The organism is Arcobacter pernae, from assembly GCF_049472135.1.
Classification (GTDB): Bacteria; Campylobacterota; Campylobacteria; order Campylobacterales; family Arcobacteraceae; genus Arcobacter_B.
Map to the genome: position 1 here is coordinate 1 of NZ_JBMOVV010000011.1, position 20,969 is coordinate 20,969.

A 20,969-nucleotide genomic window follows, 5' to 3' on the forward strand; every position below is an offset into this window, starting at 1 on the left:
TCTCAAATTGGACAATGGAATGAAGAGACTTTAGACTATAACAAAAAGTTTGAAGCAAAATGGCAAAATCCATCTCAAGAGACTCTTGAGGCTATGGGTAGTTCATTATACTTAGTACAATGTGCTCCTTGTCATGGTGTTGATGCTGAAGGTATTAATGGTAAAGCCCATAATTTAACAAAAAGAATGGCTAAAGAGCAAGTTCTTGATGTTATTAATAATGGTGCAAATAACTTAAAATCTGCATACCCAGGTGGAATGCCAGCTGGTATGGCTTCTGGTGCTGATGCTGTTGCTATTGCTGAATATGTTGCAAATGGATTCCAAGGTGAACAACCAGCATCATACGCAGTTTGTGCAGGATGTCATGGAGTAGATGGAAAAGGTATGCCTTATGTAGCTCCAAACATTAGAGAATATGACGACGCAATCGTTATGGCTGTATTAAAAGATGGTAAAAAAGGAAGCATTGGTGTTATGCCAAGCTTTGACGGAAGACTTAACGAAACTCAACAAAAAGCATTAGCAGCTTACCTTAGAAGTTTAGGAGAGTAATATGGCTGGAAATACACAAATGAACGAAAACGAAAGAGGAATCTTTAAATTACATGGTATTACAGGAATGCTAATTGCAACTGCTTTATTGCTTACAATTTTAGTAGTTTTAACTGTAAATGGAATTAAGGTTCAACAAAATGAGGCTGATAACTATTATAAAGTAAACCAAGATTTAAATGGTTTAAAAATGAATAGCAGCGAAAACCACAAGCAATATGAGCTTGTTGGTAATGGTAAGTAAGGAGTAAAGTATGGAAAAAATTATTGGTGTTTTACTTTTAGTTTCTGCCGTTATGACAGCTTACTATGCTTTTTTTGAATCTACACGTGTATTTGTAGGATAAATAAATATAAATAGGAGAATTAATGGCTAACAAAGAGTTGTCAGAATTAGAAAAATTAAAAGCATCAAGAAATCCATTAAGAGTTATAAAGGATATTTATAAGGAAGCTTTAGAAGGAGTTCCTTTGAGTAGTGATTCTATTAGTTTATTAAAATGGTATGGAATGTATCCCCATGTAAATAGTGATGGATTAGAAGAAAAAAAATATTTTATGAAAAGAATAAAAATCATTGATGCGAAAATAAACTTAAAACAATTAGAAGTTTTAGCAACAATAGGTGAAAAATATGCAAAAGGTTTAGTTGATTTTACAAATAGACAAAATATTCAATACCACTATATTGAAATAAAAGATTTACCTACAATTTTTGAATTATTAGACTCAGTAGGGTTAACTTCTAAAATGGCATCAGGTGATGGTCCTAGACCTATTATGACTTCGCCTGTTGGTGGAATTGACCCCAAAGAGATAATCGATGCTTCTTATTTAGTAAAAGAATTAGATTCTTATTTTGATGAAAATGATGATAGATTTTGTAATTTCCCAAGAAAATATAAAGTTGGTATTTCAGGTTGTGGAAGACATACTGCAGCACATGAGATTCAAGATGTTGCATTTACAGCTTTTAAAAATGATGAAGGCGAAGTTTTATTTGATTTAACGCTAGGTGGAGGTTTATCAAAATCTAAACAAATAGCCTATAGGGCAAATAGATATGTAAAACCTGAAGAAGTAAGAGATGTAGCTGTAGTATGTGCAGAGATTTTTAGAGACAATGGAAATCGGTATAATAGAAATAAAGCAAGAGTTAGACATCTTGTAAATGAATGGGGTTTAGAAAAGTTTGTAAATGAGATTGAGCAAAAACTTGGTTATTCTTTACAAGAAGGTTTAGTAGAACCACAAATTACACCTTTTGAAGAGAGAACTCATTTTGGAATTCATAAAGCAAAACAAGAAGGTGAATATTTTATAGGTTTTGCAACAAACTCAGGAAGAGTTGCTGGTGAAGATTTACGAAATATTAGTAATATTTGTAATAAATATGAAGTTGGTGGACTTGCTCTTACTTCTACTCAAAACTTTATAATATATGGAGTACAGAAGGATATTGTTGAGAAGCTTGCCAATGAAGTGGATGCTTTAGGTTATCCATATGAACCAAGCCCTTTTAGAGCAAGATTACAATCTTGTACAGGAAGAGAATTTTGTAAATTTGGTATAACTGAAACTAAAGAGTTCGCAAGAAAAGTAGTAAAAGAGTTAGAGTGGAACCATCCAAACTTTAAAGAGAATATAACTATGGCTATTTCAGGTTGTGGCAATGCTTGTTCTCATCCTCAAATCTCTGATATAGGTTTTGTAGGTACTAAAGTCAGAGATGAAAATAAAAAAAGAGTAGATGGCTATGATGTTATTTTAGGTGGACATTTACATGGTGAAAAAGGAAGTAGAATAGCTCATAAAACAGGAGTTAAAATAGAAGCAGAAAAGCTTGTAGATTTCATGGGAGAATTAATATCTTCTTATGAAAAAAACAACTTAGAACAAAGTACATTTAAAGAGTTTTTGAATGTAGTAAAATTAGATGGATAAGAAGAATTGATTTCTTCTTATCTAACTTAAAAAAACAAGCTTTATTTTATAAAAGTAAGAGTTATCTTAGTTCCTACTGATACTTCACTTTCTATATCAATTTTTATTTCTAATATATCACAAAGTTTTTTCACAATACTCATACCAATTCCAAGGCCATTTTCATTCTCTTTATAGTATCTTTGAAATACTTTGTTTGTATCTTTTATTCCTACACCTGTATCTTCTACAATCAGACTATTTTCTTCTACCTTTATAATTACTTTTCCGTTTTTCTTGTTGTATTTACAAGCATTTGTAAGAATGTTATCTATTATTCTATCAACTGCATTTTTATTACTTTTTATATGTAATTCATCTTGCGTGTTTTCAAAGCTTACTCTTGGATATAGTTTTTGTAGAAGTTCTATTTTATTTTCTACTAACTCTTTGATTGAAACATCTTCATCTCTTACAACTTGCTTTGGATTAATAAATTCCAAGTTTTTATACAAAGAAGAGATAGTTTTTGCACTTAATTCAATTCTCTCAATCTCTTTAAAATCACCTTTTCTTCTTAAAAGTTTTGTGTTTAGTAAAATAGAGGTTGCTGGTGTATTTAGGTCATGAATCAAATCTTTTAAAAAAGTTTCTAAAAGATTTAGTGCTTCTCTCATTGGTCGTATAGAGTATAAAGCAAAGGCTATTGATATAAATAGAATAAAAATAAAAATTACAACACTAAATTTAAAAATCTCAATTAAAAAATCATCATAAACTTTTTGATATTTTTCTTTATCATAAATTACTTTTAGTAAGTAAGGATTTTTAGTTGGCATTTTAAAATAGGCACATAATCCACCATTACATTCATATATTTTAAAGGTTTCAAGTTTATCACTGTATTCAACAATATCTAAAGTAAATTTCTCACTTTGAAAATCAAAAGTATAATCTTTCATTTGATAAAGAATATTCTCTTTTATATATTTTATTCTATCTTGATGATACATATAAAGTACGATAAAAGCAAAACTTATTAATGGAACAAAAAATAAAAAAGTAGTTGTTAGTAAGGATTTTTTTTCATAGTTTTTCAAGTTTATATCCTATACCTTTGATATTTGTTATATCTAAATCAAGTGTTTTTTTTAGTTTGCTTATTAAAACTCTAAGTGCAGTATCAGATGGTTTATTCATATAGTCAAAAAAAGTAGTTTTGTTAACTGTAAGTCCAATATTTCTAATAAGAAGTGAAAATACATCTTTTTCTACACTTCCTAAAGCTACTTCAACTTCATCTTGAAAAACTCTATTTTCTAGTAAATCAAAGCTGATATTTTTATATTTTATAGTCGGGTTTCTTCTTTTTAAAGTAGCTTTTATTCTAGCTAAAAGCTCTTCTGGTTCGAAGGGTTTTTTTATATAATCATCACAACCACTATTAAAACCCTCCAAAGTTGACTTTGTGTCAATAAGTGCAGTTATAAAAAAAGTAGGAGTATTGTCTTGGGCATCTCTTAGTAGTTTTAAAGTCTCTTTCCCATTTAATAAAGGTACATTTATATCAAATAAATATAAATCATATTTATTTTCATATGTTGCTTCTAGTACTTCTTCACCGTCATTAACTAAAGTGACTTCATAGTTTTCTTCTTCAAGTAAATCTACCATACTAGCTGCTAAAACACTATCATCTTCAAGTAATAAAATCTTTAATTTACAGCTCATGTTTTACCTTAAGGCTCTAATTTAAAAGCTTTTGAAGGAAGTTTACTTTTTGCTTTTATTATTGCATTTGATTCTTCTTGAGCTTTAATATTTCTTTTTGCAAGTTTTACTTTTAATTCTTCAAGTAACTCTTTTTTTTCCATTGGATTTTTTGTTTGGTTTATTTTTAAAAGTAGTGTATCAATTTCATTTGATTGTGAAAATAGAGTTGTAGAAATAAATAAAAAGGCAATTATAAATTTTTTCATTTTTTACCTTCTTCTATATTTTTTTTAATAGTTGAAATAGGGTGAATTTTAAAAGCTTTTAAACTACAACTATTCTTTTTTGCTTTTTCAAAGTTTTCATCATAAACTTTTATTGCTGCATTTATGTTTTTTGCAAAAACTGTAGGAGAGTTGCTTTCAACTAAAAAAAGTTGAGCTTTTGCTCCTAAAATATCTTTTTTGTCAAAATAAGCTTTATTAAATTCATTTAATATATAGTTTTTTGCAAAAAGCATGTCTTTTCTATGTTTTGAGCAATATTTATAAGTATTGTAAACTTTTTTAGGTTTTATAAGCTTTTGTGTTTTTATCTCTTTAGGTTCTTCTTTTATAGTGGGTTCATTAGTTTTTAAATCTTGTTTTTCTATTTGTTTATTTACACATCCACTTAAAATAAATATGAAAATGGTACTCAAAAATATTTTTAAAATATTTAACATTTTTACCTCTTAAGTATTTTTATTTTTGTGAAAAAAGGAAGATTATAATGGAAAAACTATTAAACATCAAATGAAAACAGAACTTACACTTAACTAACACATCTTATTTATAATTCCATCACATTTAAAAAACAGGAGATTAAAAAATGAAAATTATCGTAAAAAGTTTAGCTTTAGTATTAGTAGGTCTTACAAGTTTAGTGGCACTTGAAGTAAATGATAAAGCAAATGAGCAACAAATTGTAAAAGTTAAAGTTAAAAAAGAAGTTGAAAACAAAAAGCAAGAAGCAAAAGAGCTTAAAGAAGACGAAAAATTAAAAGCTTTTAAAGACTCTATTAAAAAGTAATTTTATAAAAGAGCTAAGCCTAAATTTTATAGGTTTATCTCTTTTAATTGCTTAAAAATTAAAGGTTTATTGTCTTTTCTACATACCATATATGTTGATAAATCACTGATGTTTTTATCAAGTTTCTCTAATTTTAATTTATCTTTATATCCAAATTTTTCAATAATAGTAATAGGAACAACTGATCTTCCCATTCCTGCATTCACGCACCCTAAAATAGTTTCATAGTTTTCAAATATTGTTGTTTTAAAATCATTATTACCAGCATTTTTTAAATAGTTTTTAAAAAAAGTATAATAAGCACAACTATCTTTATATGCAAGAATCGCATTTGAACTTTGAGAGTTTTTTTCATCAACAAAATATATATCTTCCTCAAAAACTTTTATAACTTCTAAATCTTTATGATTTGGATTTCCACTTACAAAAGCAATATCAATTTTATAGTTTAAAAGTTCATTTACAACTAATGGAGTTGTATTTGTATAAACTTCAAGTTTCATTTTTGGATATTGTTCATTCATTTTTGTAATAAAAGGAAGCAGTCTAACTGTTGCATTTGATTGTGTTGACCCAACTCTAAGAAGACTTTGATGACTTATATTTTTCATATTTAAAACTAATTCTTCTACTTTATTTACTACATCTAAAGCATAAGGATAAAGTCTTTCACCTTCAATTGTAAGTTCAACACCTTTAGGCACTCTATGAAATAACGAAAAACCTAAAATCTTTTCAAGTTGTTTTATTCTTGAAGTTACGTTTGATTGAGCAAAACCCAACTCTTTTGCTGCAATAGAAATACTTTTATTATTTGTAACTTCAATAAAAACTTTTAAAAGTTTTGAATCCATATCACTAATCCTTATATCACATATCATGATTTAATATTTGACTTAATATCATTTATGGTGATATTATACATGAAATTTTATTAATAGGATTAAAAATGTACCTTTTAAATAAAAATAACAATGCCTCAATCATTTTAGCTGGTATTTTAGCTTTAATTGTTGGTGTTGGTGTTTCAAGATTTGCTTTTACTTCTTTATTGCCTTCTATGTTAGATGATTTTTTAAGTGTTAGTTTTGCAGGATATTTAGCTTCAATAAATTATGTAGGTTATTTAAGTGGTGCAATTTTTGCTGTTTTTATAAAAGATATAAATACAAAAGTAAAATATTTTAGAATTGGAATGTTTTTATGTGTCTTTACAACAGTTTTTTTAGCAACAACACAAAATGAAACGGTTTGGATGCTTTCAAGAATTATTGCAGGTTTTGGCTCTGCTATGGCATTGGTTGTTGGTTCTGCAATTGTTATGACTAAGCTTAATATGGAAAGTAAAACAAAAGCAATGGGAATACACTTTTCAGGGATAGGTTTTTCTATTTTGGTTTGTGATTTAATAATGAGAGCAGTTTTTCAAGCAAATGGTTCTTGGGAAAATTCATGGATGATATTAACAGTTTTTGCTTTTTTTGCAACAATTTATAGTACATATATTTTATCTTTTGATAAAGAACAAAAAACAGCAAGCACTCGTCATAATTTTGATAAATCAATATTTTCTATGTATGTTATTTTACTTATAATCGCATATTTTGCAGTGGGAATTGGATTTGTAGTTTTTGCAACATTTTTACCTGATATTATAAACTCCCTTGATGGGCTTGAAGGTTATGGTAGTTTAACTTGGACTTTAGTTGGACTTGCAGGAATTCCATCTTGTATTTTTTGGATGAACTTAGCCCATAAAAAAGGCAGTGTAAATATTATAATTGTGTCAATGTTTTTACTTTTTATTGGTATTATGATACCAACACTTACAAATAATGTATATTTAAACCTATTAAGTGGTGTTTTATATGGAGGTACATTTGTAGGACTTGTTGGGCTATTTTTAAATGTTGGTGGAAAACTAGCAGGAAAAAATCCAGTAGTTTTAATGGGTGCTATGACAACAGCATATGGAATAGGCCAAGTAGTAGGCCCTTTATATAGTGTTGCTTTGATTGATTATTTTAAAGATTATAATTTTGCTTTATATGTAACAGCAGGGATAGTTTTATTTGGAATAGTTTTATTATTTATTGCAAAAAATATTGCAACAGAAGAACAAAAAAGTTTATAAGGATTGGATTATGTATGGAGTGATTTTTGAAGTAAAGATTGCACAGATGAAAAAAGAAGAGTATTTAAAAATAGCTTCAATGCTAAAAGAACAATTAGTTAAAATGCCAGGTTTTATTTCAATAGAAAGATTTCAATCTTTAGTTGAAGAATCAAAGCTTTTATCTTTATCATTTTGGGAAGATGAAGAGTCTTTACTTAAATGGAAAGCAAATATTGACCATATGGCAGCTCAGAAAAAAGGAAGAAACTCTATTTTTGAGGATTACAGAATTAGAATAGTTGAAGTAAAAAGAGACTATACGATGCAAAGCAGCACATTTAAAAACTAAGGAGAGAAAATGCCAATAATAAATGTAAAAATGACCCATGAAGATGGAGGTGCTACAAAAGAGCAAAAAGAAGAGTTATCAAAGAAGTTAACAGATGCTTTTGTAGAAGTTTTTGGAAGAGGTGAAAAGACTTGTGTTGTAACTATTGATGAAGTTTCAACAGACAATTATGCAATAGGTGGGAAAACTATTTCAAATATCAGAAAAGAGCAAGCAGTTTAATCTGCTTGATTCTTTTCTTTCTTGATATGTAAATCAAGTTGAGGGAATGGAATTTCAATATCATGCTTATATAAAGCATTGTAAATTAAAATTAAAAAATCAGATCTTAAAGAGTTTGGTTGAAGCTTATCATTAGCTTTTATCCAAACTAAAAGTTCTAAATCAACACTACTTGTATTCATGTTTTCAAGTCTTATTTCAGGCTTTTTATCTTCATTATCTTTTATATATTTTAAATCACTATTTTTTAACTCTTCTAAAACAACTTCTTTTACTTTCTCAATTTTTGTTCCATAAGCAACTCCAAAAGGAATATGAAGTCTTCTTGATGGGTCTTCTAAAGTCCAGTTTATTACATTGTTTTGAATAAAAGATGAATTTGGCACTACAATATCAATATTATCAAAAGTTTTAATAGTCGTTGACCTAATTCTAATATCAGTAACTGTTCCTTTCAATAAATCATTTATTTCAATAATATCTCCGATTCTAATAGTTCTTTCAAACATTAGAATAATTCCCGCAATTAAATTTGAAACAACAGTTTGTAAACCAAAACCAATACCAATAGATAATGCCCCTGCAATTAGTGAAATAGAAGACATATCAATTCCAAGACTACTCATCGTAATCATAAAAGTAATAATTACAATAATATAAAAACCAACATTTGATGAAAGTTTTATAGACATTTGACTCATGTTTGGCCATTTTTTAGCTAAATTCATCAACCATTTTTTATATAAAAGACCTATTGCAAATCCAATTACTATAAACATTACAGCTTTTATTAGACTAAATAGTGTGATAGCTTGTTCGTTGTATACAAATATTGGAGAAGTTATATATCCCCATGCTTGTTTTAAAATATCTTGACTTTGGTATAAAGAATTACTTAAAAAAAGTTTTGTATTTCCTAAGTGTTTTTTAGCCAAGCTTTTAATAAACTCATCAACTTTTTCATATTGATTTTTATCTTTTGATGAAAGTTCATCAATTCTATTTTCTTTTAATGAATATACTTTTAGAAGTTCTTTCTCTTTTTTATTTTTTATATGAAAAATTGCTTGTTTAAAAAGTATATTTAAACTCTTTTCTAGTTGCTCTTGAATTAAAGCATTTTTACTTTCAAGTTTATTTGAGAATAGTTGTATATTTTTACTGTTTTCTTCAATACTCTCTTTTTCTAATTCTATTTCATAAGCTGTTTTATCTTCAATAAGTTTTTTGATTTTTGTATCTATATCTTCTAAATCTTTTGATAAAACTTGAATGTCAAATTTTTTAATTTTTGAAATATAATCAAAAAGTGATTCAATATATTTAGCCTCAACTTTTTTTAACTCTTTTATTCTTAGTTCAATATTACTTTTTTGAATTCTATAGTAAGCATATTGTAGTTGATATGATAGTAAATTGTGTTTATTCTCTTCAACTATATCTTCAATACTTTTTTTAAGAAATACTAATCTGTTTTGCATGTCATTTAAAAGACTATTTTGCGTGTCTATTTTTACTTGAGTTTTTGCTAAAGTTGTAATGGCTTCAAAATATGTATTTATATCAATATTACTGTTTGTAAAATAAGAGTTATCAAACTTTTCAACAACAACATTTCTTGAAATTATCTCTTTTAATCTTTTTAGATTAACTTTTTGAGTATTTATAATCTCTTGTGAAAACTCCTCTTTTTTAGCTGAGTCTTCAATCTTTTTTTCTATCTCTTCATAAAATTTTGCATTGTTTCTATTTTCAAATAGAGTATTATCAATTTGTGCTGAATTTAAAAAGAGTGCTAGTGAAAAAATCACTAATAAACTTCTCATAATTTTTACCTTTTTTTTGCATAATTATATCAGAAATTTAGATATAATTAGCCAATTTAATTAAGTAGGAAAAATGGAAAATTTTTATGATATTTTAAAGCAGCTTGTAAGAATACCAAGTGTGGTTGGAGCTGAACACTCTTTCTTTGTTTATTTAAAAAGAGAACTAGAAGAAATGAATATAAAAGTAGAGTATTATGATGGAATTTTAGTAGCAATTGGTGATGAACCAACAAGTGGTTATATCTCTGCTCATGCCGATAGACACGGACTTATTTGTACTGGACACAATGAGTTCCAGTATGCAGCTTTTATTACAAAAAACCAAGCGGATTTAGAGGGTAATTCTAACTCAGAGCAGATATTAAAAAACTTTGAAATGAGATTTGTTAATCAAAAAGTTCAAGCTTATGAACCTTGGTCTGGTTCATACTTAGGACTTGGTATGATTGAAGATGCTTTTTTATGTAAAAGAAGAAACAATGTTATCTTTAAAGTAAAAGATTTAGAACATCTTTTACCTGGAACACCAATTGCATTTTTAGATAAATTAAATATAGAAAATGATTTAGTTTCAGCACAAATTGATAATGTTTTATGTGTAGCTATGATTTTACATCTTTATTCATTAGGATATAAAGGAACTGCATTTTTTACAGCTTCTGAAGAAGCAGGAAAAAGCTGGAGATTTTTATTAGAGTATTTTAGAAGACATGATATCTCTACAAATGAATTACTTGTTTTAGATACAAGTCCATATAAAGAAGTGGAAGATTTAAATCATTTAGATATCGTATTAAGAAATAGAGATGAAAATGCATATTTTAGATCACCACTAAAAGCAAAAATTAAAAAAGTAGCTTTAAGAAAAAAGATTAAATACCACTATAAAGATGAATATATGAAAAATATTATGAATCAAACAGGTATAAAAACTTCATTGGGTGTAACTGAACTTGGAAGAATCATAAAAGCAAGTAAAGGAACAATTCAAGGAACAACACTTCAAGTTCCAACAATTGGTTATCATACTGTTGAAGAAACAACATCAAAAAATTCTATTGAAAGTATGTTATTGATTTTAGAAGAGTTATATTTATAGGTTGAATTATGGAAAACATAGATGGATTAATTTATGCTTATCTTTTAGATAAAAAAGGTGGAGCGAAAAAAATATCGTTACAGGAGTATGAAAATAGAAAAGCTGATGATATTATTTGGCTTCATTTTGATTATACAAATGAAAATAGCGTAAATTGGTTGGAAAATAATAGTGGCTTAGATGAGATAGTAACAACAGCTTTACTAACACCTGAAACTAGACCTAGAACAGTATTTTTAGATGATTCTATTTTAATAGCTCTTAGAGGAATAAACTTTAATGTAAATGCTCAACCTGAAGATATGGTATCTTTAAGAGTTTTTATTAATGAAAACCAGATTATTACAACTAAGAAAAGAGATATGCTTTCTGTTGCTGAAATTGCACAAGAGCTAGAACTTAAAAAAGGTGTTAAAAACTCTTCTGAGTTTTTAATCACTTTAGTTGATAAAATTACTTCAAAAATGCAAGAGACAATTGATGAACTTGAAGAGAGTAGTTTAGATTTAGAAGAGAATGTTTTAAGTGATGAAAGTGCAAGCATAAAAACTAAAATTTCGTCATTTAGAAAAGAGCTTTTATCTTTAAAAAGATATTTATATCCTCAAAAAGATGCTTTAAATAAATTAGTTTTTAATTCAATTTCATGGTTAACAGACTATGATAAAATCAAATTAAAAGAAGTAACAGACCATTTAATTAGGTATATTGAAGAGATTGAGACATTAAAAGATAAACTAAGTTTAATTCAAGAAGAGTTTACAAATAAGATTAGTGAACAAATGAATCAAAGGGTTTATATCTTATCAATTGTTTCAGCAATTTTCTTACCACTTGGTTTTTTCACAGGTTTATTTGGAATAAACATAGGTGGAATGCCAGGAGTAGAGAATAAAGATGCTTTTAATCTTTTCCTTGTAGCTTTAGTTGTTCTATTAGTAGTTCAGTTATTTATCTTTAAAAAGAAGAAATGGATTTAAGGATTCTATATTATTCTATAGAATCCTCTGTATTTAATTCAACAAATTCACTTGTTTCAATGGCATCTTCGCTGAAATACTCTATTTTATTTTCAGCTGTTTCTAGGTTTTTAAATCTTCCTACATGGAAAACTGCATCTCCCTCATGAACTAAAGGAATCTCTGATTTTCCTATAATTACCCCATCAAAAGAGGCTTTTATATTGTATGAAATATCTTCAATTGGATCATCAATATAAGCTATGATTTCATCAGTTTTAACTGTATCTCCTAAGGCTTTTATTGTTCTTAGAATTCCACTTTCACAAGCTCTTATCCAGTTGCTACTTCTTGTGATTATTGGAAGTTTTCTTGCTTTTCTTTTTGGTGTTTTAGGAAGCATATCTATTTCTCTTAAGATATTAATAACTCCTTTTACACCAATTCTAATTGAAGTTTCATCAAATCTTAGTGCTTCTCCTGCTTCATAAAGAAGTACTGGAATTCCTTTTTCTTGAGATTCAGCTCTTAATGAGCCATCTCTTAATGAAGAGTGTAAAACTACAGGAGCTTCAAAGGCTTTTGCTAGTTTATATGAAAACTCATCATTTAGGTTTGTTCTAATTTGAGGTAGGTTTGATTTGTGAATAGAGCCTGTATGTAAATCAATACCTAAGTCACAAATGCTAACAATTTCATCGAAAAATATTTTTGCAACTCTACTTGCAAGAGAACCTTTATTTGATCCAGGGAAGCTTCTGTTTAAATCTCTTCTATCTGGTGTATATCTTGAAAGAGTCATAATTCCATAAATATTTACAATAGGAATTAAAATTAGATTACCTTTTAATCTTTTTAAAATATTTAGTTTTCTAAGTCTTCTAATGATCTCAATTCCATTTAACTCATCACCATGAACAGAAGCACTTACAAACATTGTAGGTCCTTCTCTTTTTCCTCTAAAAACATAAATAGGAAGGTTCGCTGGTGTCCCATAAAGTTTTGGAAGTTTGATATTAACTCTTTTGTTTTCACCTTTTAATATCTCAACTCCTCCTAAGATAAAAGGTTTTTTCTCTTGCATTTAGGCTCCTATTTTGTCTTTTTTTATTTTTCTTTTTGTTGGTTCATTTGGTGTAACATTTCTTTCAATGTAGTTCATTATTTCACCAGCAATATCAATTTGTGTAGCTGTTTCAATTCCTTCAAGCCCCGGAGAAGAGTTAACTTCCATAACTAAAGGGCCTCTTTTAGAAGGAATCATATCTACACCACAAACCCCAAGTCCCATAGCTTTTGCAGCAGCTAGGGCAGTTGATTTTTCTTTTCTTGTAAGTTTATGTGCAACAGCTGTTCCACCTTGGTGTAGGTTTGACCTAAAGTCACCTTCTGCACCTTGTCTTTTAATCGCTCCAACAACTTGTCCATCAACAATAAAAGCTCTAATATCCGCACCGCCTGCTTCTTCTATAAACTCTTGAACAAGTAAGTTTACATCCATGCCATAAAAAGCATCAAGTACAGATTTAGCTGCTTTTTCACTATCAACTAAAACAACTCCAACACCTTGTGTTCCTTCTAAAATCTTAAGAACTAAAGGTGCTCCACCACTTAGAGCTATTACGTCTTTTGAGCTTGACATGTTTGATGCAAAAACTGTTTTTGGCATATCAATGCCTTTTTTTGAAAGTATTTGTAAACTTCTTAGTTTATCTCTACTTCTTTTTATAGCTAAACTTCCTGTTACAGTAAATACATCCATCATTTCAAAGTGTCTAACCATTGCTGTTCCATAGAAAGTTCTACTTGCACCTATTCTTGGAATAATTGCATCAGGAACAGGAAGTTCAACTCCTTCATAGTTAATCTTTAATTCACCCTTCATTATTTCAATACTACATTTTAAAAAATCAATTACTTGAATATCCCAGTTTTTAGCCTTCCCCGCTTCAACAAGTCTTTTTGTAGAATATAAAGATGAATCTCTTGATAAGATGTATACTCTCATTATAATTATGCCTTTTGTAATTGTTTAACTAATGTATTTAGGTCACCTAATACCCAAACACTTTTGATTTTATTTTCACTAAATTTAAAGAATGTTGCACCATTGTATAAAATTCTATTATCAGATGCTTCGTATTCAAAAAGTTTTCCAGTATGCTTACCTGTGTAAAGTGCTCTTACAGCAATACTGTTATTGTCTACAACCATATCAATTATACTATGAAATAATGAAGGAATACCTTCATGAATCATATCCATGTAAGAAGCAAACTCTTCTTTACCATTTGCTTCAACTCCTAATGAACCATGAAAAGAGATATTATCATCAAATAGAATATCAATAAACTCTTTGTTTTTTTTATTCCATAATTCTTCATAATATAGTTTTACAAGATCTTTATTTGTTAAATTTTTCATTTTTTTCCTCAATAATATATAGAATAAGAAGATAAAAGGAAGCCTAATTTATATTAGTTTTGGTTTTGATTGTCTTCTTGGTACTCTTGGTACGTTTCATTTTGAATATTTGACTCTTGTGTAATTAGACACTTATCAAATTCAAACTCACATTTTTCAATACACATTGGATCTTTAGTACTTTTTTTTGTTTTTTCACATTTTTCCACACACTTTTCAAATGTATTTTCACAATCAGTTTCATCTGTAGGGATGTTGTTTGCATTTAATGCAACTGCTAATACTAAAGAACTAAATAAGATTTTTTTTAACATTCAAACTCCTATATAACAAATTTAACTTTCTCATAAGTTATATTTGTTACTATAAAAGTACTCTAATTTTTAGAGCACAACATTTTAATCTAGAAACTCTATACAAGCACCGCCAAATGCACATAGTATTAGGTTTCTAGAACTCTTGATAATTACAATTCTTCTTATTCTATTTGCGAATTATAAATCATAAAAAAAGATTTTAATCTTAAAATAATCTTAATTTAAATCTTGTTGTTACAAAGGGGCTTTTTTAGGAGTTTTTAGTAAAAAATTTTAATAAAAAAAAGAAAATATAAGTAAATGTTTTTTGTAAAATAGTGAGATTTTTTTGATTTTTTTAGTTTATATAGGGGTATTAAAAATACCCTATATATTTGTGATATTTATAAATAAACTTTCTTGAAGCTTCAAATAACTCTAAAAGAATAGAGTTTATCTCCTCAATAACACTTTTTTGTACATAAGAATTTGAAATCGTAGCCATAATAAATCCTTTCTAGTAAAACTTTATTATATAAATATTTTATTAAAAAGTAAAATAAAATAGTAAAATAAACTTTACTAAAAAAATAAAACATGATAAAATACACAAAAATAAAAAGGAAGACTATGTTTTTTCAATTAAATGAAAGAGTTTTTATTAACTTAAATAGAATTACAAGAACTAAAATTGACCATGTAGAAGATGGCATTAGAGTTAGATTCTATGAAGGTAAAGACCAAGTTGCTAAGTCTCAAAAATTTGATGATGTAAAAGCAGCTCAAAAATGGCTAAGAAAAGTATTAAACGTTAGAAAATAGCTAAAAAAGGGGTAAAACACTAGTTTTATCCTTTAAATTCTGTCAAAAACACAAAATCCCACTTTTAACACTCTTTGTACTGCTAAACTGCTTTTAACTAAAAAGGAGAAAAAATGTTAGCTGAAATTAACGACTTTTTAAATAACCTGATTTGGGGAAATATTTTAATTTATTTACTTCCTGCTTTAGGTATATTTTTTACAGTTACGTCAAGATTCGTACAATTTAGATATTTCTTTAAGATGTTTAGAGTTTTAAGAGATACAGTTCATGATAAAGAAGGACATATTAGTTCTTTCCAAGCATTAATGCTTAGTGTTGCTGGTAGAGTTGGTGGTGGAAACATCGCTGGTGTTGCTGTTGCTATTACTCTTGGGGGTCCAGGTGCTGTGTTCTGGATGTGGGTAATTGGTTTAATTGGTATGAGTACAAGTTTCTTTGAGTGTTCATTAGCACAATTATATAAAGAAAAAGATGGTCAAGACTCATGTGTATATAGAGGTGGACCAGCATACTATGTAACAAAAGCTCTAGGTCAAAGATGGCTTGGCGTTATTATCTCTGTTTTATTAATGATTACTTTTGGTTTTGCTTTTAATGCTACTCAATCATTTATTATTTCAACTTCTTTTGAATCATCATTTGATATTCCTACTTGGGTTACTGGATTTGTTGTAACACTAATTTTTGCTGCTGCTATTTTTGGTGGTGTAAAAAGAATTACTAAATTCTCAGAAGTTATTGTACCTGTAATGGCAGTTGGATACTTACTTATTGCTATTGTTGTAATTGCATTAAACTTAGAAAAAATTCCAGGTTTATTTAATATGATTGTAACTGAAGCGTTTAATCCTTCTTCTGCTATTGGTGGTGGTATTGGTGCTGTTATTTTACAAGGTGCTAAAAGAGGTATGTTCTCAAATGAAGCTGGACTTGGTTCTGCTCCAAATGTAGCAGCAGTAGCTTATGTAGCTCACCCAGTTCAACAAGGTATTGTTCAATCATTCTCTGTATTTATTGATACAATTATTTTATGTTCTTGTACAGCATTTATTATTCTTTTATCTGGTGTTTATGTTCCAGGTCAAGAGGGTGTTCAAGGTGTACTTTTAACTCAAAATGCTTTAATTGAGCATATTGGACCATTTGGTGGATACTTTGTAACAGTAGCTTTATTCTTATTTGGACTATCTTCAATGTTATATAACTACTACCTTGCAGAAAATAGTTTAAACTTCTTCTCAAAAGGTAATACATCATTATTTAATGCTTTTAGAGTTTTATGTGTTGCATTAATCGTTTGGGGTTCATTCCAAGATTTAGGTTCTATTTTCTCATTTGCTGATTTATCTATGGGATTATTAGCAGTGATCAACTTAGTTGTAATTGCTATTTTATATAAACCTGTTTTAAGACTTATCAAAGGTTATGATAGACAATTAAAAGAGGGTAGAAAACCTGTTTTAAGATATAACGATTATCAAGAGTTCAAAATTGATAAAGAGACATGGAAAGAGATTGTTGATAATATCAATGATAAAAAATCTTAAAAAGTAAGGGGAAATATACCCTTTACTTTTTATGTGATATTATATAAACATAAATCAATAAGGTGAAAGTTATGTTTAACAAAGAAGGAATCCCTTTTTTTACTGTTATTATTCCTTTTTTAAGTATATTATTTGTCTCATTTTTTTCTACTTCATACTACTTGAAAATTTCAAATGATAGTTTTGAAAATCAGAAAAAAGAACTAAGAGAATTATATGTTTTAAAAAGCAATAATGATAAAAAAGATATAGATTTTTTACTACTACAAAAAGAGAAGCAACACAAAGAAAGTCAACAAAAATTTAAAGATTTTATGTTTGTTCTTACAAGCTCAATTATAATTTTCATGGCACTTTTCTCTTTATTAATGAGTTCAATTATAAATGATGTTGTTAAAAAATATAAAGAACAAGTTCAATATAAAGAATCCAAACTTCAAAAATTAAACAAAAGTCTTGAATCTAAAGTACAAAAAGGTATTGAAGAGGGAAAAAGAAAAGATAAGGCTATTTTACAACAATCTAAACTAGCAAGAATGGGTTCTATGATAAGTATGATTGCACATCAATGGAGACAGCCTTTAACAGAGCTTTCAGGTGTTTTAATGGAGCTTGAAACGGCAACTAGATTTAAAAAAGTAGATGAGAATCATATTTTAAACTCAATTGAAAGATGTGATGGAATGATTGAGTTTATGTCAAATACAATTGATGATTTTAGAAACTTTTATAAACCTGATAAGAAAAAAGAGGATTTCTATGTATTTAACTCTTGTCAAAAAGCAATTGATTTAATCAATGCTTCATTAAAAGAGGCTAATATCAATCTTATTTTAAATGTAAAAAAAGATAAATTAATACATGGTTATCCAACAGAATTCTCACAAGTTATTTTAAATCTCATAACAAATGCAAGGGATGTATTACTTGAAAAAAACATAGATAATCCTAAAATCGAACTAAGTGTTGAGAGTATGGGAGTTTTATGTATTGTAAAAGTAAAAGATAATGCTGGTGGAATAAAAGAAGAGAATTTGGATTTGATTTTTGATCCATATTTTAGTACGAAAGATGAAAAAACAGGTACGGGTTTAGGTCTTTATATCTCAAAACTGATTATTGAGAGAAATATGGGTGGAGAGCTTAGTGTTAAAAATGATGAGCATGGAGCAGTTTTTAAAATAGTTTTAACAGGATGGAATAATGGATAAAAGTTTATTAGAAGAATTAAAAAATATACCAATTTTATGTGTTGAAGATGAAGATGGAATAAGACAAATTGTTGTTGAAACATTAAAGTACTATTTTGATGAAGTTTATGAGGCTAGAAGTGGTGAAGAAGCTTATGAAATTTATGAAGATTATAAGCCTAAGATTATTCTTTCAGATATTCAAATGAAAGATGGAGATGGAATTGAGCTTGTTAAAAGAATTAGAAAAGAAGACAGAAATGTATTTATAATTATGTTAACTGCTTATTCAAATGAAGAGTATTTAGTAGACTTAATAAATCTGAATATTAATCATTTTATTTTAAAACCATTAAATCTAAAAAAACTAAATGAGGCTTTAACTAAATACTTAAGTATAAAAGCAAAACCTATTAGATTATGTGAAGATTTACTTTTAGATATTCAAAAAAGAGAACTGATTTATAAAGAAGAAGAGATTATTTTTTTAAGAAAAAGAGAAAAAGATTTTTTACAAATACTTTTTGAAAAGAAAGATTCAATCTTAACTTATGAGCAAATTGAGTTAGAACTTTGGCAAGATAAACATATGACATCTCATGCTTTAAAATCTTTTATAAAAGATTTAAGACATAAATTACCGGTAAATGTAATCAAAAATGTACCTCAAGAAGGATATACCCTAGCAAAAATAGATGAGCAGTAAAATTATAATAACTTAAAGTAATAATAAATATTATAATTTAAGCTTATGTTAAAACTAAGCCTTTATTAAGTATAATTTCTATCAAATAATAAATTTTATCCACAAGGAGATGAAATGTTAAAAGATATGAAAATATCACAGAAATTATACACTGGCTTTGGATTAATGATTTTTATTCTAATTGTAGTAACAATTATTGGAATAAATAGAGTAAATTTTATTGATGATACCCTAGAAGAGATTGTAGAAGTAAACTCTGTAAAACAAAGATATGCTATTAACTTTAGAGGTAGTGTTCATGATAGAGCAATTGCTATTAGAGATATAGTTTTATCAAAAGGTAAAGAGGATGAACTTTTTAAGAAATCCTTAGAAAACATCAGAACACTTGAAAAGTTTTATGTTGAATCTGCAAAACCTATGCAAGATATATTTTCAAATAAAAATAGCGTTGATGAAAAAGAGATTGAGATTTTTAATAAAATCAATGAATTTGAAGCAAAAACCCTTCCTTTAATAGAAAAAATAATCTCATATAAACAAAATGAAGAACATCAAAAAGCACAAGAAGTTTTAATCAATGAAACAAGTTTTTTAATAACACAATGGTTAGGAACAATAAACGAATTTATTGATTATGAAGAGAAGAAAAATTTAGTTGCAACTCCTTTAGCAAGAGATGCTGCAAATGGTTTCGCTAAGATGATTATTACTGTTCTTATAATTGCTTTAATAATTGGTATATTAATTGCATACTTTATTTCAAAACAGTTATCACAATCTGCAAGTAAAATACAAAATGGTTTAAAAAGTTTCTTTGATTTTGTTAATAAAGAAACAAAAACAACAACTCAAATTGATTTAAACTCAAATGATGAATTTGGTCAAATGGCAAATATGCTTAATGATAATATTCAAAAAACAAAGAAAAATCTTCTTGAAGATGAAGAGTTTGTAAAAGATGTAACAAGAGTGATAAATGAGCTTAGTAGTGGTAATATGCTTGTTAAGTTTGAAAAAGATACAAATACTCATAGTCTTAAAGAATTAAAAGAGCTAATTGAGCATTTACAAGACTATTTAGAACATACTATTGCAAGAGATTTAAATCAACTAATTAAAGTATTAGAGACTTTTAAAAATAAAGATTTTACACAAAGATTCCCAGACCCTTATGCAACAGTTGCTGTAATTGTAAATGGATTAGGAGATGAAATATCAAACCTATTAAAACAGTCTTTAGATATTGGAAGATTGGTTGAAAAATCATCTGATGAGTTAATCAGCAATGTTAATATATTAAATGAAAGTACTAATAATGCTGCACTTAGTTTAGAAGAGACATCAGCTTCTTTAGAGCAAATCACTTCAAGTGTTATTAGCAATTCAAGAAATGTGACTTTAATGACTCAATATTCTAATAACTTAATAGATTCAGCAAATAAAGGTCAAGATTTAGCAAAATCAACTTCAAATGCAATGGAAGAAATAAACACTCAAGTAACAGATATAAATGAAGCAATTTTAGTAATTGATAATATTGCATTCCAAACAAATATTTTATCACTAAATGCTGCAGTTGAAGCAGCAACAGCAGGTGAAGCAGGTAAAGGTTTTGCCGTAGTTGCACAAGAAGTAAGAAATTTAGCAAATAGAAGTGCTGAAGCTGCTGCTGAGATAAAAAGAATAGTTGAAGCTGCAACAAATAAAGCAATCGAAGGAAAAAATATCAGTTCTCAAATGATAGAAGGCTATGATCATTTATTAAATGATATATCTAAAACTACTGAAACAATAAATGAAATATCTATTTCTTCAAAAGAGCAAGAAAAAGGAATTGCACAAATTAATGATTCTATTTCTAAATTAGATAAACAAACTCAGCAAAATGCACAAATAGCAAGTAAAACACATGAAGTTGCAAATCAAACAGGAAAAATAGCTAAGCAGATTGTAACTGATGTTTTAGAAAAAGAGTTTATAGGAAAAAACAGTTAATTTAAATAGCTATATTTTTATCAAAAGAGAACTATGATTTTATAGTTCTCTTTTATATCACTTTTTAAAACCCTTCAAAATGTAATCAAAAATGTTCTCCAAAAGGGCTATACTTTAGTAAAAGTTTAGTTTGCACTATAAAACACA

25 protein-coding genes are annotated in these 20,969 nt (G+C 27.7%); 14 read left to right on the forward strand and 11 right to left on the reverse strand.

All coding sequences use genetic code 11. The features are described 5' to 3' along the window. From ACH5BF_RS11590 to ACH5BF_RS11600, 3 genes are all read left to right on the forward strand, one after another. On the forward strand, positions 1–555 hold a 555-nt coding region (locus tag ACH5BF_RS11590), incomplete at its 5' end, for a c-type cytochrome (RefSeq protein ID WP_423274397.1). Between the two features lies 1 nt (position 556). Continuing rightward, positions 557–799, forward strand: a complete 243-nt coding sequence (locus ACH5BF_RS11595; RefSeq protein WP_423273221.1) for a DUF4006 family protein — start codon at positions 557–559, stop codon at positions 797–799. 125 nt (positions 800–924) lie between these two features. Next, the gene (locus ACH5BF_RS11600) at positions 925–2,499 is read left to right on the forward strand and encodes a nitrite/sulfite reductase (RefSeq protein WP_423274398.1); all 1,575 of its coding nucleotides are present in this window, start codon (positions 925–927) and stop codon (positions 2,497–2,499) included. Between the two features lie 41 nt (positions 2,500–2,540). Here ACH5BF_RS11600 and ACH5BF_RS11605 read toward each other — a convergent pair whose 3' ends face one another. Genes ACH5BF_RS11605 through ACH5BF_RS11620 form a run of 4 tightly spaced genes read right to left on the reverse strand, consistent with a single transcriptional unit; the run spans position 2,541 to position 4,915 of the window. Then, positions 2,541–3,578, reverse strand: a complete 1,038-nt coding sequence (locus ACH5BF_RS11605; RefSeq protein ID WP_423274399.1) for a sensor histidine kinase — start codon at positions 3,576–3,578, stop codon at positions 2,541–2,543. Continuing rightward, positions 3,565–4,209: a response regulator transcription factor gene (locus ACH5BF_RS11610; RefSeq protein WP_423274400.1), complete on the reverse strand. Its 645-nt coding sequence runs from the start codon at positions 4,207–4,209 to the stop codon at positions 3,565–3,567. The genes ACH5BF_RS11605 and ACH5BF_RS11610 overlap by 14 nt, the downstream gene beginning before the upstream one ends. Positions 4,210–4,217: 8 nt before the next feature. After that, the gene (locus ACH5BF_RS11615; RefSeq protein WP_423274401.1) at positions 4,218–4,457 is read right to left on the reverse strand and encodes a hypothetical protein; all 240 of its coding nucleotides are present in this window, start codon (positions 4,455–4,457) and stop codon (positions 4,218–4,220) included. Next, positions 4,454–4,915 carry a hypothetical protein gene (locus ACH5BF_RS11620; RefSeq protein WP_423274402.1) on the reverse strand — a complete coding sequence of 154 codons (462 nt, stop codon included), beginning with the start codon at positions 4,913–4,915 and terminating at the stop codon, positions 4,454–4,456. Before ACH5BF_RS11620 ends, ACH5BF_RS11615 begins: the two co-directional genes overlap by 4 nt. 146 nt (positions 4,916–5,061) lie before the next feature. On the opposite strand from ACH5BF_RS11620, the gene ACH5BF_RS11625 reads away from it, so the two are divergent. Next, entirely contained in the window at positions 5,062–5,262 is a 201-nt protein-coding gene (locus ACH5BF_RS11625; protein WP_423274403.1) for a hypothetical protein, read from the forward strand. A 26-nt stretch (positions 5,263–5,288) separates the two neighbouring features. Here the strand turns inward: ACH5BF_RS11625 and ACH5BF_RS11630 are convergent, their stop codons facing one another. Next, positions 5,289–6,116: a LysR family transcriptional regulator gene (locus ACH5BF_RS11630; RefSeq protein WP_423274404.1), complete on the reverse strand. Its 828-nt coding sequence runs from the start codon at positions 6,114–6,116 to the stop codon at positions 5,289–5,291. Positions 6,117–6,211: 95 nt separating this feature from the next. Here ACH5BF_RS11630 and ACH5BF_RS11635 point away from each other — a divergent pair, with 95 nt between their 5' ends. Genes ACH5BF_RS11635 through ACH5BF_RS11645 form a run of 3 tightly spaced genes read left to right on the forward strand, consistent with a single transcriptional unit; the run spans position 6,212 to position 7,949 of the window. Then, positions 6,212–7,396 carry a YbfB/YjiJ family MFS transporter gene (locus tag ACH5BF_RS11635; protein WP_423274405.1) on the forward strand — a complete coding sequence of 395 codons (1,185 nt, stop codon included), beginning with the start codon at positions 6,212–6,214 and terminating at the stop codon, positions 7,394–7,396. Between the two features lie 10 nt (positions 7,397–7,406). After that, positions 7,407–7,727, forward strand: a complete 321-nt coding sequence (locus ACH5BF_RS11640; RefSeq protein ID WP_423274406.1) for an antibiotic biosynthesis monooxygenase family protein — start codon at positions 7,407–7,409, stop codon at positions 7,725–7,727. A gap of 9 nt (positions 7,728–7,736) precedes the next feature. Beyond that, complete coding sequence (locus tag ACH5BF_RS11645) at positions 7,737–7,949, forward strand: tautomerase family protein (protein WP_423274407.1); 213 nt, start codon at positions 7,737–7,739, stop codon at positions 7,947–7,949. Here the strand turns inward: ACH5BF_RS11645 and ACH5BF_RS11650 are convergent. Then, positions 7,946–9,775, reverse strand: a complete 1,830-nt coding sequence (locus tag ACH5BF_RS11650; protein WP_423274408.1) for a mechanosensitive ion channel domain-containing protein — start codon at positions 9,773–9,775, stop codon at positions 7,946–7,948. The two genes, ACH5BF_RS11645 and ACH5BF_RS11650, sit on opposite strands and share 4 nt — an antisense overlap. 73 nt (positions 9,776–9,848) lie before the next feature. Between ACH5BF_RS11650 and ACH5BF_RS11655 the strand changes: the two genes are divergently transcribed. Continuing rightward, complete coding sequence (locus ACH5BF_RS11655; RefSeq protein WP_423274409.1) at positions 9,849–10,877, forward strand: zinc-binding metallopeptidase family protein; 1,029 nt, start codon at positions 9,849–9,851, stop codon at positions 10,875–10,877. Positions 10,878–10,885: 8 nt separating this feature from the next. After that, the gene (locus ACH5BF_RS11660) at positions 10,886–11,857 is read left to right on the forward strand and encodes a zinc transporter ZntB (protein ID WP_423274410.1); all 972 of its coding nucleotides are present in this window, start codon (positions 10,886–10,888) and stop codon (positions 11,855–11,857) included. A 10-nt stretch (positions 11,858–11,867) separates the two neighbouring features. Here ACH5BF_RS11660 and ACH5BF_RS11665 read toward each other — a convergent pair whose 3' ends face one another. The 5 genes from ACH5BF_RS11665 to ACH5BF_RS11685 all read right to left on the reverse strand — a co-directional run bounded on the left by ACH5BF_RS11665 (position 11,868) and on the right by ACH5BF_RS11685 (position 15,061). Then, positions 11,868–12,920 (reverse strand): succinylglutamate desuccinylase/aspartoacylase family protein, encoded by a 1,053-nt coding sequence (locus tag ACH5BF_RS11665; protein WP_423274411.1) that lies wholly within the window; start codon positions 12,918–12,920, stop codon positions 11,868–11,870. Continuing rightward, positions 12,921–13,844 carry a 30S ribosomal protein S6--L-glutamate ligase gene (gene rimK / locus ACH5BF_RS11670; RefSeq protein WP_423274413.1) on the reverse strand — a complete coding sequence of 308 codons (924 nt, stop codon included), beginning with the start codon at positions 13,842–13,844 and terminating at the stop codon, positions 12,921–12,923. Between the two features lie 5 nt (positions 13,845–13,849). Further along, a complete protein-coding gene (locus ACH5BF_RS11675) occupies positions 13,850–14,260 on the reverse strand; it encodes an ester cyclase (RefSeq protein WP_423274414.1) in 411 nt (136 codons plus the stop codon). 53 nt (positions 14,261–14,313) lie between these two features. Next, positions 14,314–14,574, reverse strand: a complete 261-nt coding sequence (locus ACH5BF_RS11680; protein WP_423274415.1) for a hypothetical protein — start codon at positions 14,572–14,574, stop codon at positions 14,314–14,316. 358 nt (positions 14,575–14,932) lie between these two features. Next, positions 14,933–15,061, reverse strand: coding sequence for a hypothetical protein (locus tag ACH5BF_RS11685; protein ID WP_423274416.1), 129 nt, complete (start codon positions 15,059–15,061; stop codon positions 14,933–14,935). A gap of 125 nt (positions 15,062–15,186) precedes the next feature. On the opposite strand from ACH5BF_RS11685, the gene ACH5BF_RS11690 reads away from it, so the two are divergent. The 5 genes from ACH5BF_RS11690 (at position 15,187) to ACH5BF_RS11710 (ending at position 20,822) form a co-directional block, all read left to right on the forward strand. Next, complete coding sequence (locus ACH5BF_RS11690; protein WP_423274417.1) at positions 15,187–15,378, forward strand: sodium-dependent tyrosine transporter; 192 nt, start codon at positions 15,187–15,189, stop codon at positions 15,376–15,378. A 113-nt stretch (positions 15,379–15,491) separates the two neighbouring features. Next, entirely contained in the window at positions 15,492–16,928 is a 1,437-nt protein-coding gene (locus ACH5BF_RS11695; RefSeq protein ID WP_423274418.1) for an alanine/glycine:cation symporter family protein, read from the forward strand. Positions 16,929–16,999: 71 nt separating this feature from the next. After that, positions 17,000–18,139, forward strand: a complete 1,140-nt coding sequence (locus ACH5BF_RS11700; protein WP_423274419.1) for a sensor histidine kinase — start codon at positions 17,000–17,002, stop codon at positions 18,137–18,139. Next, the gene (locus ACH5BF_RS11705) at positions 18,132–18,824 is read left to right on the forward strand and encodes a response regulator transcription factor (RefSeq protein WP_423274420.1); all 693 of its coding nucleotides are present in this window, start codon (positions 18,132–18,134) and stop codon (positions 18,822–18,824) included. The genes ACH5BF_RS11700 and ACH5BF_RS11705 overlap by 8 nt, the downstream gene beginning before the upstream one ends. 114 nt (positions 18,825–18,938) lie before the next feature. Next, positions 18,939–20,822, forward strand: a complete 1,884-nt coding sequence (locus ACH5BF_RS11710) for a HAMP domain-containing methyl-accepting chemotaxis protein (RefSeq protein WP_423274421.1) — start codon at positions 18,939–18,941, stop codon at positions 20,820–20,822. Positions 20,823–20,969: the final 147 nt, after the last annotated feature.